This is a genomic window from Neobacillus sp. C211 (genome assembly GCF_051842875.1).
Classification (GTDB): Bacteria; Bacillota; Bacilli; order Bacillales; family Cytobacillaceae; genus Neobacillus.
In genome coordinates this window covers 88,185-100,597 of record NZ_JBPXRO010000009.1, presented here as the reverse complement: position 1 = coordinate 100,597, position 12,413 = coordinate 88,185, and the positions used below count along the sequence as shown (strand labels likewise).

Sequence of the window (12,413 nt, the reverse complement as noted above, 5' to 3'; positions counted from 1 at the left end):
AAGTATCTAATTTACTTACATATAAGGGGGATTTTTGTCATGAAGCATTTGCCACAAGCTGATGAACAGGTTTTTCAAGCGATTCAAAAAGAATTAGGTCGTCAACGTTCAAAAATCGAATTAATTGCCTCAGAAAACTTTGTAAGTGAAGCAGTTATGGAAGCCCAGGGGTCCGTTTTAACAAACAAATATGCAGAAGGCTATCCTGGCCGACGCTATTATGGCGGCTGTGAATATGTTGATATCGTCGAAGATTTAGCACGCAACCGCGCAAAGGAAATCTTCGGAGCGGAATACGTAAACGTGCAGCCTCACTCAGGTGCACAAGCTAATATGGCGGTTTACTTCACAGTTCTAGAGCAAGGTGACACCGTGCTTGGCATGAATTTATCCCACGGCGGCCACTTAACACACGGCAGCCCAGTTAACTTCAGTGGTGTTCAATATAATTTTGTTGAATATGGTGTGGACCAAGAAACGCACCGCATCAATTATGATGATGTGCGTGCAAAAGCACTCGAGCACAAGCCGAAAATGATTGTTGCTGGTGCTAGTGCCTACCCGCGTGCGATTGACTTTGCAAAGTTCCGTGAGATTGCCGATGAAGTCGGTGCATACCTCATGGTGGATATGGCGCACATCGCTGGACTTGTTGCAGCAGGCTTGCATCAAAACCCAGTACCGTACGCTGATTTTGTTACCACAACTACGCATAAAACATTACGCGGTCCACGCGGCGGGATGATCCTTTGCAAAGAGGAATTCGGCAAGAAAATTGATAAATCGATCTTCCCAGGTATTCAAGGCGGTCCACTAATGCATGTCATTGCTGCAAAAGCTGTTGCATTTGGCGAAGCATTACAGGAAAGCTTCAAAGAATATGCTGGTCAGATTATCACGAACGCTCAGCGCTTAGCTGAAAGTCTTCAAAAAGAAGGCTTGAAGTTAGTATCCGGCGGAACGGACAACCACCTCTTGTTAGTGGACGTAACGACGCTTGGATTAACTGGCAAGGTTGCTGAAAAGGTCCTGGATGAGGTTGGCATCACGGTTAACAAAAACACAATTCCATTTGACCCGCAAAGTCCGTTTGTAACAAGCGGTGTCCGTATCGGTACGGCAGCAGTGACAAGCCGTGGCTTTGTTGAAGCAGATATGGACGAGATCGCTTCAATTATCGCGTTTACCTTGAAGAACCATGAAGATGAGGCGAAACTTGAAGAAGCTCAAGGTCGTGTCGAAGCATTAACAAGCAAATTTACTCTTTATCCTGAATATTAAGCAACAGAAAATCGGCCTATCGTAGGCCGATTTTTTTTGAAAAATCTAACTAGTTGAAAGTGCTGAATTCTATTTGCTCATTGCCTTTTTTTTCTGTAAAATGAGACGAAGTGTTTATAATTTAAAATAAGGAGCGATGATTATGGCCAAGGTATTCGTATTCGACCATCCACTCATTCAACATAAACTAACTTACATACGTGATAAAAACACAGGAACAAAGGAATTCCGCGAGCTTGTCGATGAAGTCGCGACACTGATGGCGTTTGAAATTACCAGAGATATGCAGCTTGAGGATATCGATATCGAAACACCTGTCTGCCCAGCGAAATCCAAGGTTCTATCCGGTAAGAAAATCGGGATTGTGCCCATTTTGCGTGCAGGAATCGGAATGGTTGATGGCATCTTAAAATTAATCCCAGCTGCGAAAGTGGGCCATATCGGTTTATACCGCGACCCTGAAACCTTGATGCCGGTTGAGTATTATATTAAGCTCCCAAGTGATGTGGAAGAGCGTGATTTCATTGTGGTTGATCCGATGCTTGCAACAGGCGGTTCGGCGATTGAAGCAATTCGCTCCTTAAAGAAGCGCGGCGCGAAACATATCAAATTTATGTGTTTAATTGCAGCACCAGAAGGCGTGGAAGCAGTAAAGTCAGCCCACCCGGACGTGGATATCTATATCGCTGCTTTGGATGAGAAATTAAATGACCACGGCTACATCGTCCCAGGCCTTGGTGATGCAGGAGATCGGTTGTTTGGAACGAAATAGGATACCGTTTGAAATAAAGTCGAGCTTATTCGGCTTTTTTTTGTTGGTTTTATTAAAATAGGTCATTTTTGGAATAAAATAGGATTTGGAGCCTGAATTGTTATGAAAGGAAATCAACGCATACCCGATTCCCACCAGGTAAATAGGAAATACCCGATACCCGATTCCCAAAATAGTCGTGCATACTTTCCCCCCTCGAAGAAAACGATATGGAAAAAGGAGAAATCTATCGATGAAACTTCTACTCGCGTTACTGCTAGCTTTTCAAACTCCGAAAATACTCATCCATCCTTCGATAACCAAAAGCACGCGGGAGACAACCGCCATTATAATCTTGGACAAACCACACACCGACCAGGAAATCCAACAGCTCATGAAACCCTATAAAGACGTTAAGCTGCGCCGTGTTTTCCACCATGCGCTTGATGGATTCTCGGTCGAAGGCAGTGCAGAAACACTTGCCGAAATCGGCCGCAGCCATAAACAAATCAAAAACGTCTCGCCTGTTATTACCTACCAAGCCGAAACCGAGGAAAGCGTCAAAATTATTGGCGGGGAAGAAGTCCGCAGTTTTTTTGATAAAAAAAATGAGCGGCTGACTGGGAAAGGGGTAACGGTTGGGGTCATTGATACGGGCGTCGATTACAACCATCCCGACCTCAAGCGCAATTATGCCGGCGGCCGGGACCTGGTTGACAACGACCGCGATCCGATGGAAACGCTGGCGCTCGGGAAGGCGACGATCCACGGAACCCATGTGGCCGGTATTATTGCGGCCAATGGAAAAATAAAAGGCGTTGCCCCGGAAGCAAAAATTGTTGCGTACCGGGCGCTTGGGCCGGGTGGGGGCGGAACTACCGAGCAGGTGCTCGCGGCGATTGACCAGGCTATTAAGGATAAAGTGGATGTCGTCAATCTCTCGCTCGGAAATGATATCAACGGACCCGACCTGCCAATCAGCCTTGCCCTCAACCGCGCGGTCGACCGCGGAATTGTCGCCGTGGCGGCTTCTGGTAATTCCGGGCCAAATGTTTGGAGTGTTGGCTCACCTGGAACCGCCTCCAAAGCGATATCCGTAGGTGCCTCGACCCCAACTTTGGAGACACCCTATCTATTAATAGAAGGAAGTCGGGATAAACTCCAGATTGAACCGCTCGAAGGCTCAGCCAAGTGGGCGCTCGACCGCTCCGCTGATCTTGTCGATGGCGGCATCGGGAGACCTGATGAATTGAAAAATATTGAAGGGAAAATTGCCCTCATCAAAAGAGGGGTCTTAACTTTTTCAAAAAAAGCGGAAAATGCGAAGCGGGCAGGGGCAAAAGCGGTGCTCATCTACAACAATATGAGCGGCGGCCGTTTCATGGGAAACCTCGATACGCAAATGTCGATCCCAGTCGGGGCCATCTCGAAGGAAGACGGGGTTACTTTACAACAGGCCTTAAAAAAACAAACCACCTCGGCACGGGTCACGGTCAGCGAGGATTCAGACCGGCTTGCTGACTTTAGTTCGCGGGGTCCGGTGACGGGGACTTGGGAAATCAAACCGGATATTGTTGCCCCCGGGGTAGCCATTAATTCGACGATTCCGGGCGGCTATTTGTCGCTTCAAGGAACGAGTATGGCGGCGCCTCACGTTGCTGGGGCCTGCGCATTAATTAAGCAGGCCCATCCGGACTGGACACCCGAACAAATCAAAGCGGCCCTGATGAACACGGCAAAACCGCTCGCAAAGTCTAATAGTGTTGACCGTACGGCGATCATCCCGAACGGAGCCGGACGTAAGACCACTACCATCAACGGCCGAACCCTTGGGACACAGAGGGAACCCGCCTACTACCGCACCTTTGAACAGGGGGCAGGCAGAATCCAGGTCGACGAAGCAATCCAAGCCACCACACTCGTCACACCGAGCAGTATCCGGTTTGGGAAATTTACGGAACAGAGTGACGTCCATAAAGCCTATCTGCATGTCGAAAATACAAGCCAGCAAGACCAGCGGTATTCGTTTGATATCCCGCCATATGTCGAGGGACTGGAATGGAGGCTGCCGCTTTCGTTTACGCTCGAACCTCAGCAAACAAAGGACATAACGGTCGAGTTAACGGTGGACCCGCAGGTGTTTAAAGGGAAAATTCATGACGGGTATCTCCGCTTGCAGGCGGGCGGGGCAACGGTTCGCATTCCCTATCTCTATGTTTTAGAAGAACCGGACTATCCACGGGTTATGGGCTTTGATTTTGCCGAAGGCGACAAACCAGGGCAGTACCGCTATGAGGTGTATTTGCCAGGCGGGGCGGAGGAATTTGGGATTGCCTTGTTTAACCCGGAGGATTATCGGTTTGTCGGCTATTTAGATACGATTACCAATGTGAAAAAGGGACTTGTTCGCAAGGAAATCCCAGACGACCAGCTTCCAGCAAACGGGACCTATTTAGTAAAGGTTTTTGCCAAAAAGGCCAGCAAAGAGGACCATATCCAACGGATGATCACGATTGAGAGGAAAGAAAACTAAATAGCAATTTTAAGAAAAGACCTTGTCTATACCAAGACATGGTCTTTTTAACAAAATCATAATAAAAGTTCATAATATTGTACCATTAGTATAATTATAATTGTTCACAAAATAGACACAAAATGAACAAAATTCCTTCACAATTTACTCTACAATAAGATTGTTGAGTAAATTCCAAATTGGAAAATACTTTAGGAAATAGTTTGTGGCATAATTCACGTAATTTCATTGACATTGACAGGGTGCTATTGTATGCTAACTAAGGGTGTAAATGATAGGGTTTTCATGTAAATAAATCTATCTAAAGATAGTATTTAGGCTATGGAATTTACTTTTTGCCCGATTGACATTCTCTCAGAGTGAGGATGTGTTATAATGCGTAAAAACAACCGCAACCCATTACAAGCTATGGCTTTAATGTCCGCAATCGTCTCCCAATTAGTAGGTTCCATTCTAATAGGTATTTTCTCAGGCAGATGGCTGGATCAGCATTGGGGTACCGAACCAATTTTCTTAATAATCGGACTGCTTATAGGTCTTGGAGCGGGTACCTATTCCATGCTTCTTTCAATCCGCCATTTCTATTCAGGAGATAAATAACTATGCCAGATTTCAGAGTAATGTTCAACAGGCAGCGCAAATGGATTTTTTACTTGTTGTCCATTTATGTTCTAGGCTGGGGCTTCACCTCGTACCAAACCATATTTCTAGGGCTGATTCTTGGGACATGCTTTAGTTATCTAAATCTTTGGATACTAGTTAGAAAGACGGAAAGCTTTGATAAAAAGGTAACAGAGGGCAAAAAGCCCAAGTCCTTAGGTTCACTTTCGAGGATGGCTGTGGCGGGAATTGCTGCGTTAATCGCATTAAGATACCCAGAGCAATTCGATATGATTAGTTTAGTGATAGGATTAATGACATCCTATATTGTCATTATGATAGATTATTTTTACCATGCATTGCATGTACATAAATGAAGCGGAAGCGAGGTGAGTTTACATGCATCATGAGGTTCCAGAGTTTAAATTTATGGGCCTTTGGTTTAACGGCGCAAATATGCTGATGATCACAGTAGCAAGTCTAATTGTTTTCCTAATTGCTGTCATTTCCACACGAAAGCTGGCAATGAAACCTACAGGGATGCAAAACTTTTTTGAATGGGTAATGGACTTTGTTAAAGGGATCATCAACAGCACGATGGATTGGAAAGATGGCGGGAGATTCCACATCCTTGGGATTACATTAATTATGTATGTTTTTGTATCCAATATGTTAGGTCTTCCATTTGCGATTGTGGTGGATGAAAAGCTATGGTGGAAATCACCAACAGCCGATCCAATCATCACTTTAACACTAGCAGTTATGGTTCTGGCGCTATCCCATTATTATGGCGTCAAGCTAAAAGGTGTCAAAGGCTATGCAGAAGGTTTCTTCAGTCCAATGAAATTCTTATTCCCATTGAAGATCATTGAAGAATTTGCCAATACGCTGACTCTTGGTCTGCGTCTATATGGTAACATTTACGCGGGTGAGTTGCTTCTATCACTATTAGCAACAGGCTTAGCACATCAAGGAATAGCTGGTACCATTGCAGCTGTGCCGCTAACATTGGTATGGCAAGGGTTCTCGATTTTCGTTGGTACGATTCAAGCTTATATTTTCACAATGTTAACAATGGTTTACTTGGCTCATAAAGTGAGTCACGACCATTAATAATACACCGTTCATTTTTATGAACAAAATAAAAAATTAATTGATGTTTTATACATTTAAGGAGGAAAAAAGTAATGACAGGATCAATTGGTGTTTTAGCAGCAGCAATCGCAATCGGTTTAGCAGCAGTAGGTGCAGGTATTGGTAACGGTCTTATCGTAGGTCGTACAGTAGAAGGTATCGCTCGTCAACCTGAACATCGTGGTTTGCTTCAAACAACTATGTTTATCGGGGTTGCGTTAGTAGAAGCATTACCGATTATCGGTGTAGTTATCGCGTTCATGGTATTAAACCGATAATAGTAGAAAAATTCCAGATGGCGATGATCAACAAATCCTCGCCATTCATTTATGTGTTTTTGCTATCGTTAAGCAACTCTTGAAAGGAGTGAACCGAGGGTGTTAACAAACAGTTTAGTATTAGCCACTGCTGCTGAAGGCGGCGGCCACATTAATACTGGAGATATTTTCTTCCAGCTTATCGTTTTTCTAGTATTGTTAGCCTTGCTCAAAAAGTTTGCATGGGGTCCATTAATGGGCATTATGAAGACGCGTGAAGAGCATATTGGTAGTGAAATTAGTGCGGCAGAAAACAGCCGTATAGAAGCAGATAAGATTTTACAAGAACAAAGAAATCTTTTAAAAGAAGCACGTAATGATGCGCAAAACTTAATCGAAAATGCCAAAAAGCAAGGTGAACTTCAACGTGAAGAAATCGTTGCGGCATCTCGTACAGAAGCTGAACGCGTAAAAGAAGCAGCAAAGCTTGAAATTGAGCAGCAAAAAGAAAAAGCTGTTGCCGCTATTCGTGAACAGGTTGCCTCTCTATCTGTATTAATTGCTTCTAAAGTAATTGAAAAGGAATTAACTGCAGCAGATCAGGAGCAACTCATTAACGAATATATTAAAGAGGCAGGAGAAGAGCGATGAGTAACTCAATGGTAGCAAAACGCTACGCGTTGGCTCTTTTCCAAATTGCGAAAGAGACTCAAGCGCTCGGAGTTATTGAAGAAGAACTTCGTGTAGTGAAGGAAGTTGTACAATACAATCCTGAATTAAAAAATATCTTAAATTCTTCTAAGCTTTCAATTGAAGAGAAAAAAGAAATCATTAAAGTATCTTTCGCAACAGTAAATGTAAATGTATTAAATACAATGTTGATCTTAATCGACCGCCACCGTGAAGACCAAATCGTTGACGTGGCAAATGAATTTTTAGAGCTGGCAAATGATGAGATGGGCATTGCCGAGGCGAAAGTTTACAGCACCCGTGAATTAACGGATGCGGAACGCGATGCAATCTCGTCTGTATTTGCAGCAAAAGTGGGCAAAAAGTCCCTAAAAATTGAAAATATCGTAGATTCCAATCTGCTTGGCGGTATCCGCCTTCGCATTGGAAATCGTATATATGACGGGTCGTTAAGAGGAAAACTCGATCGTTTAGAACGTAAATTGTTAAGCTAGATTCGAAAGATTAGGGGTGAAACTCATGAGCATCAAAGCTGAAGAAATTAGTGCCCTGATAAAAAAGCAAATTGAAAACTATCAGGCGGAAATTCAAGTGACTGATGTCGGTACAGTTATCTCAATCGGTGACGGTATCGCACGTGTTCATGGCCTCGACAATGTCATGGCTGGAGAACTTGTTGAATTTTCAAACGGCGTTATGGGTATGGCACAAAACCTTGAAGCAAATAACGTTGGTATTATCATTCTCGGACCTTTCACTGAAATCAAAGAAGGTGACGAGGTTCGCCGTACAGGACGCATCATGGAGGTTCCAGTTGGTGAGGAACTAATCGGACGCGTTGTCAACTCGCTTGGACAACCAGTAGATGGTATGGGTCCAATCAATACAACAAAAACACGCCCAGTAGAAGCAGTTGCTCCAGGCGTTATGGCTCGTAAATCCGTTCATGAGCCATTACAAACAGGTATTAAAGCAATTGACGCCCTAGTGCCAATCGGACGTGGTCAACGTGAGTTAGTTATCGGTGACCGTCAAACTGGTAAAACATCTGTTGCGATTGATACCATTATCAATCAAAAAGGTCAAAACATGGTGTGTATCTATGTTGCGATCGGACAAAAAGAATCAACCGTTCGTAACGCGGTTGAAACGCTTCGTAAATACGGTGCGTTAGAATACTCAATCGTTGTAACTGCATCTGCATCACAACCGGCTCCGTTGCTTTACCTAGCTCCATATGCGGGCGTTGCAATGGCTGAAGAGTTTATGTATGCTGGCAAACACGTATTGATCGTATATGATGATCTTTCTAAACAAGCAGCTGCCTACCGTGAGCTTTCCTTGCTGCTTCGTCGTCCTCCAGGTCGGGAAGCTTATCCAGGGGATGTTTTCTACTTGCACAGCCGCTTACTAGAGCGTGCCGCAAAAATTAACGATACACTTGGTGCTGGTTCAATCACTGCGCTTCCGTTCATTGAAACGCAAGCAGGCGACGTTTCAGCGTATATCCCAACAAACGTTATCTCAATTACTGATGGACAAATTTTCTTACAATCTGACTTATTCTTCTCCGGTGTTCGTCCGGCGATCAACGCGGGTCTTTCCGTATCACGTGTAGGTGGATCTGCACAAATCAAGGCGATGAAAAAGGTATCTGGTACCCTACGTCTTGACCTTGCATCTTACCGTGAATTAGAAGCATTTGCTCAGTTTGGATCAGACTTAGATAAAGCAACCCAAGCGAAACTTAATCGTGGTGCACGTACAGTTGAAGTTCTTAAACAAGATCTTCACAAGCCACTTTCAGTTGAGAAGCAAGTTGCAATCCTTTACGCATTAACACGCGGTTTCCTTGATGATATTCCATTAGAGGATGTCCGTCGTTTTGAATCAGAATACCTTAATTGGTTAGACCACAACCGCAAAGAGTTGTTAGACCATATTACAAAAACGAAGGACCTTCCTTCTGATGACGATATGGCTTCTGCAATCAACGCCTTCAAAAAGACGTTTGCAGTTTCCGAATAATAGGGTCTGACATTTAGAACGGTGAGAGTGTGCGGCCCCGTGAGGCGTGCCGCACGTCCTTGCCAGACATTCTTTGAAAAAGGGTGGTGAGAACCTATGGCTTCATTACGTGAGATAAAAACTCGTATTAATTCAACCAAAAAGACGAGTCAAATAACCAAAGCAATGGAAATGACCTCTGCTGCAAAGTGGAATCGTGCCGTCGTAAATGCGAAAGCATTTGTACCTTATATGGAAAAAATCCAAGAAGTAACGGCATCGATTGCAATTGGCTCAGGCGGAGTAAATCATCCCATGCTGACCAGTCGACCTGTTAAGAAAACCGGTTATATTGTTATGACTTCTGACAGCGGACTTGCTGGCGGTTTTAACAGCAACGTTCTCCGTCATGTTTATCAAACAATCCAAAGCCGTCATAAATCGAATGATGAATTCGCGATCATTGCAATCGGAAGAATGGCACGTGACTTTTTTGTCAAACGCGGCATGAATGTGGTCCTTGAATCAATTGGGATTCCAGCTCAGCCTAACTTTGCTGACATTCAAGACATTACCCGGGCAACGGTTGGAATGTTTACCGATGGAACTTTCGATGAATTATATGTCTATTACAGTCATTATGTAAGTGCCATTTCACAGGAAGTACAGGAGAAGAAGCTCCTTCCGTTATCGGACTTAGCCACTTCAAACAAACTCATTTCCTATGAATTTGAGCCGTCTGCTGAAGAAATATTAGAAGTTCTCCTGCCTCAATATGCTGAAAGTTTGATCTACGGAGCACTCTTAGACAGCAAAGCGAGTGAGCATGCTGCTCGGATGACGGCAATGAGAAATGCAACTGATAATGCTAAAGAATTAATTAATCACTATACACTAGTTTTCAACCGTGCCCGTCAAGCAGCGATCACCCAAGAAATCACGGAAATCGTTGGCGGTGCGGCAGCGCTAGAATAAAACCTTTATTTTAAAAATGAACCCGATGTAGCGGGTTTGACTAGATTTTGAGCAGGGAACGCTAGGTCCGTTCCCACTCATTTTGTTCATTATAGAACAAGACGCGTGACCACAATGAGTTCATTTTCATAAAAATGCTTGTGGTGGTTTCCGCGAGAGAGTAAGTAAGGAGGGAAAACGATGAGCAAAGGACGCGTTCTTCAGATTATGGGTCCGGTAGTTGACGTTAAGTTCGAAAGCGGTCATCTGCCTGCGATTTATAATGCGTTGAAAATTTCAAGTAAAGCGAGTAATGCATCCGAAGTTGATATCAACATTACCCTTGAAGTAGCTCTTCATTTAGGTGATGATACAGTTCGTACGATCGCGATGTCTACCACAGATGGTTTAACTCGTGGAATAGAAGTTGAAGATACTGGTAAACCGATTTCTGTACCAGTTGGTGATGTAACACTTGGGCGTGTATTTAACGTATTGGGTGAAACGATTGACCTTGCGGCTGAAATTCCTGCAAGTGAGCGCCGTGATTCGATTCACCGCGAAGCACCAACATTTGAAAACCTTTCTACTGAAGTTGAAATTCTTGAAACTGGTATTAAGGTAGTAGACCTTCTGGCACCATATATTAAAGGTGGAAAAATCGGTCTTTTCGGTGGTGCGGGTGTAGGTAAAACCGTATTAATCCAGGAATTGATCAATAACATCGCTCAAGAGCACGGTGGTATTTCGGTATTCGCCGGTGTTGGTGAGCGTACTCGTGAAGGTAATGACCTTTACCACGAGATGACTGATTCAGGCGTTATCAAGAAAACTGCGATGGTATTCGGACAAATGAACGAGCCGCCTGGCGCACGTATGCGTGTTGCTTTAACAGGTTTGACAATGTCTGAGTATTTCCGTGATGAGCAAGGACAAGACGTTCTTTTCTTCATGGATAACATTTTCCGTTTCACGCAAGCAGGTTCTGAGGTTTCTGCGCTACTTGGCCGTATGCCATCAGCGGTAGGTTACCAGCCAACTCTTGCAACTGAGATGGGTAAATTACAAGAGCGTATTACGTCTACAAACTTAGGATCAGTTACATCGATCCAAGCGATTTATGTACCAGCCGATGACTATACGGATCCGGCTCCGGCTACAACATTCGCTCACTTAGATGCAACAACAAACCTTGAGCGTAAGCTTTCTGAGATGGGTATTTATCCAGCGGTGGACCCTTTGGCTTCAACATCACGTGCATTGTCACCTGATATTGTTGGCGAGGAGCACTATAATGTAGCGCGCCAAGTACAATCAACTTTACAACGTTATAAAGAGTTACAAGATATTATCGCGATCCTTGGTATGGATGAACTAAGTGATGATGATAAGTTAACGGTACAACGTGCGCGTCGTATTCAAGTATTCTTATCTCAAAACTTCCACGTTGCTGAACAGTTTACTGGCCAGCCAGGTTCTTATGTACCTGTTAAGGAAACGGTTCGTGGTTTCAAAGAGATTCTTGAAGGCAAGTATGACCACCTTCCAGAAGATGCATTCCGTCTCGTTGGCCGTATTGAGGATGTTATTGAGAGCGCGAAACGTATGGGTGTAGAGGTCTAAACAGAGCCTGGAGGGTAAAAAATGAAGACGATTCGAGTCAGTATTGTTACTCCCGATGGCCCGGTGTATGAATCAGATGTAGAAATGGTAAGTACCAAGGCAACAAGTGGTGATTTGGGGATTTCCCCTGGCCACATGCCGTTGGTTGCCCCGCTGGAAATTACTTCTGTTCGTCTTAAAAAAGGCGGTAAAACAGATTATGTTGCAGTCAGTGGTGGAATTTTAGAGGTCCGTCCTGATCAGGTGACTATCTTAGCCCAATCAGCGGAAACTGCGTCTGAAATTGATGTTGAACGTGCCCTAAGAGCGAAGGAACGCGCGGAACAGCGTCTGAGAGACCATCAAGTCGATCATACCGATTTCAGACGTGCTGAGCTTGCCTTGCAGCGTGCCATCAATCGCCTCGGCGTATCGGATAGAAGAATGTAGTTTTTTTGAAAAAAGTAAAACCCCTCTGGCGGCTAAATGCTGCTGGAGGGGTTTTTTGTGGTTTTTGGGTGTTTGTATTTATGGCTGTGGTGTGGAGGGAGGGGGATTTTAGCGTATTCATGATGGAAAGAAGGGTACCTAGGCAGTCTTGCGA

13 protein-coding genes are annotated in these 12,413 nt (G+C 44.3%); all 13 read left to right on the top strand.

What is annotated here, in order from left to right; all coding sequences use genetic code 11:
* The first annotated feature begins 39 nt into the window (after positions 1 to 39).
* The 13 genes from glyA to ACSU6B_RS10725 all read left to right on the top strand — a co-directional run bounded on the left by glyA (position 40) and on the right by ACSU6B_RS10725 (position 12,259).
* Positions 40 to 1,281, top strand: a complete 1,242-nt coding sequence (glyA, locus tag ACSU6B_RS10785) for a serine hydroxymethyltransferase (protein WP_214712009.1) — start codon at positions 40 to 42, stop codon at positions 1,279 to 1,281.
* 142 nt (positions 1,282 to 1,423) lie between these two features.
* The gene (gene upp / locus ACSU6B_RS10780) at positions 1,424 to 2,053 is read left to right on the top strand and encodes a uracil phosphoribosyltransferase (RefSeq protein ID WP_168241286.1); all 630 of its coding nucleotides are present in this window, start codon (positions 1,424 to 1,426) and stop codon (positions 2,051 to 2,053) included.
* Positions 2,054 to 2,285: 232 nt separating this feature from the next.
* Positions 2,286 to 4,565 (top strand): S8 family serine peptidase, encoded by a 2,280-nt coding sequence (locus ACSU6B_RS10775; protein WP_410885076.1) that lies wholly within the window; start codon positions 2,286 to 2,288, stop codon positions 4,563 to 4,565.
* Between the two features lie 375 nt (positions 4,566 to 4,940).
* Positions 4,941 to 5,165: an AtpZ/AtpI family protein gene (locus ACSU6B_RS10770; RefSeq protein ID WP_088090206.1), complete on the top strand. Its 225-nt coding sequence runs from the start codon at positions 4,941 to 4,943 to the stop codon at positions 5,163 to 5,165.
* Between the two features lie 2 nt (positions 5,166 to 5,167).
* Positions 5,168 to 5,542 (top strand): ATP synthase subunit I, encoded by a 375-nt coding sequence (locus ACSU6B_RS10765; RefSeq protein ID WP_088090205.1) that lies wholly within the window; start codon positions 5,168 to 5,170, stop codon positions 5,540 to 5,542.
* 22 nt (positions 5,543 to 5,564) lie between these two features.
* Entirely contained in the window at positions 5,565 to 6,278 is a 714-nt protein-coding gene (gene atpB, locus ACSU6B_RS10760; protein ID WP_214999290.1) for a F0F1 ATP synthase subunit A, read from the top strand.
* 74 nt (positions 6,279 to 6,352) lie between these two features.
* Positions 6,353 to 6,577: a F0F1 ATP synthase subunit C gene (gene atpE, locus ACSU6B_RS10755; RefSeq protein ID WP_088090203.1), complete on the top strand. Its 225-nt coding sequence runs from the start codon at positions 6,353 to 6,355 to the stop codon at positions 6,575 to 6,577.
* A 99-nt stretch (positions 6,578 to 6,676) separates the two neighbouring features.
* On the top strand, positions 6,677 to 7,207 hold the full coding sequence (gene atpF / locus ACSU6B_RS10750) for a F0F1 ATP synthase subunit B (RefSeq protein WP_410885073.1): 531 nt from the start codon (positions 6,677 to 6,679) through the stop codon (positions 7,205 to 7,207).
* Positions 7,204 to 7,740: a F0F1 ATP synthase subunit delta gene (locus ACSU6B_RS10745; RefSeq protein ID WP_410885071.1), complete on the top strand. Its 537-nt coding sequence runs from the start codon at positions 7,204 to 7,206 to the stop codon at positions 7,738 to 7,740. The genes atpF and ACSU6B_RS10745 overlap by 4 nt, the downstream gene beginning before the upstream one ends.
* A gap of 25 nt (positions 7,741 to 7,765) precedes the next feature.
* Positions 7,766 to 9,274, top strand: coding sequence for a F0F1 ATP synthase subunit alpha (gene atpA / locus ACSU6B_RS10740; protein ID WP_088090200.1), 1,509 nt, complete (start codon positions 7,766 to 7,768; stop codon positions 9,272 to 9,274).
* A gap of 96 nt (positions 9,275 to 9,370) precedes the next feature.
* Positions 9,371 to 10,228: an ATP synthase F1 subunit gamma gene (gene atpG / locus ACSU6B_RS10735; protein ID WP_214999298.1), complete on the top strand. Its 858-nt coding sequence runs from the start codon at positions 9,371 to 9,373 to the stop codon at positions 10,226 to 10,228.
* A 180-nt stretch (positions 10,229 to 10,408) separates the two neighbouring features.
* Complete coding sequence (gene atpD, locus ACSU6B_RS10730; RefSeq protein WP_214732857.1) at positions 10,409 to 11,830, top strand: F0F1 ATP synthase subunit beta; 1,422 nt, start codon at positions 10,409 to 10,411, stop codon at positions 11,828 to 11,830.
* A gap of 21 nt (positions 11,831 to 11,851) precedes the next feature.
* Positions 11,852 to 12,259, top strand: coding sequence for a F0F1 ATP synthase subunit epsilon (locus ACSU6B_RS10725; protein WP_410885068.1), 408 nt, complete (start codon positions 11,852 to 11,854; stop codon positions 12,257 to 12,259).
* Positions 12,260 to 12,413: the final 154 nt, after the last annotated feature.

Coding starts and splice junctions, on each gene's coding strand:
- atpB (WP_214999290.1), top strand. CDS start 5,565: ATGCATCATGAGGTTCCAGAGTTTAAATTTATGGGCCTTTGGTTTAAC.
- atpG (WP_214999298.1), top strand. CDS start 9,371: ATGGCTTCATTACGTGAGATAAAAACTCGTATTAATTCAACCAAAAAG.
- glyA (WP_214712009.1), top strand. CDS start 40: ATGAAGCATTTGCCACAAGCTGATGAACAGGTTTTTCAAGCGATTCAA.
- atpD (WP_214732857.1), top strand. CDS start 10,409: ATGAGCAAAGGACGCGTTCTTCAGATTATGGGTCCGGTAGTTGACGTT.
- atpA (WP_088090200.1), top strand. CDS start 7,766: ATGAGCATCAAAGCTGAAGAAATTAGTGCCCTGATAAAAAAGCAAATT.
- upp (WP_168241286.1), top strand. CDS start 1,424: ATGGCCAAGGTATTCGTATTCGACCATCCACTCATTCAACATAAACTA.
- ACSU6B_RS10765 (WP_088090205.1), top strand. CDS start 5,168: ATGCCAGATTTCAGAGTAATGTTCAACAGGCAGCGCAAATGGATTTTT.
- ACSU6B_RS10775 (WP_410885076.1), top strand. CDS start 2,286: ATGAAACTTCTACTCGCGTTACTGCTAGCTTTTCAAACTCCGAAAATA.
- ACSU6B_RS10770 (WP_088090206.1), top strand. CDS start 4,941: ATGCGTAAAAACAACCGCAACCCATTACAAGCTATGGCTTTAATGTCC.
- ACSU6B_RS10745 (WP_410885071.1), top strand. CDS start 7,204: ATGAGTAACTCAATGGTAGCAAAACGCTACGCGTTGGCTCTTTTCCAA.
- ACSU6B_RS10725 (WP_410885068.1), top strand. CDS start 11,852: ATGAAGACGATTCGAGTCAGTATTGTTACTCCCGATGGCCCGGTGTAT.
- atpE (WP_088090203.1), top strand. CDS start 6,353: ATGACAGGATCAATTGGTGTTTTAGCAGCAGCAATCGCAATCGGTTTA.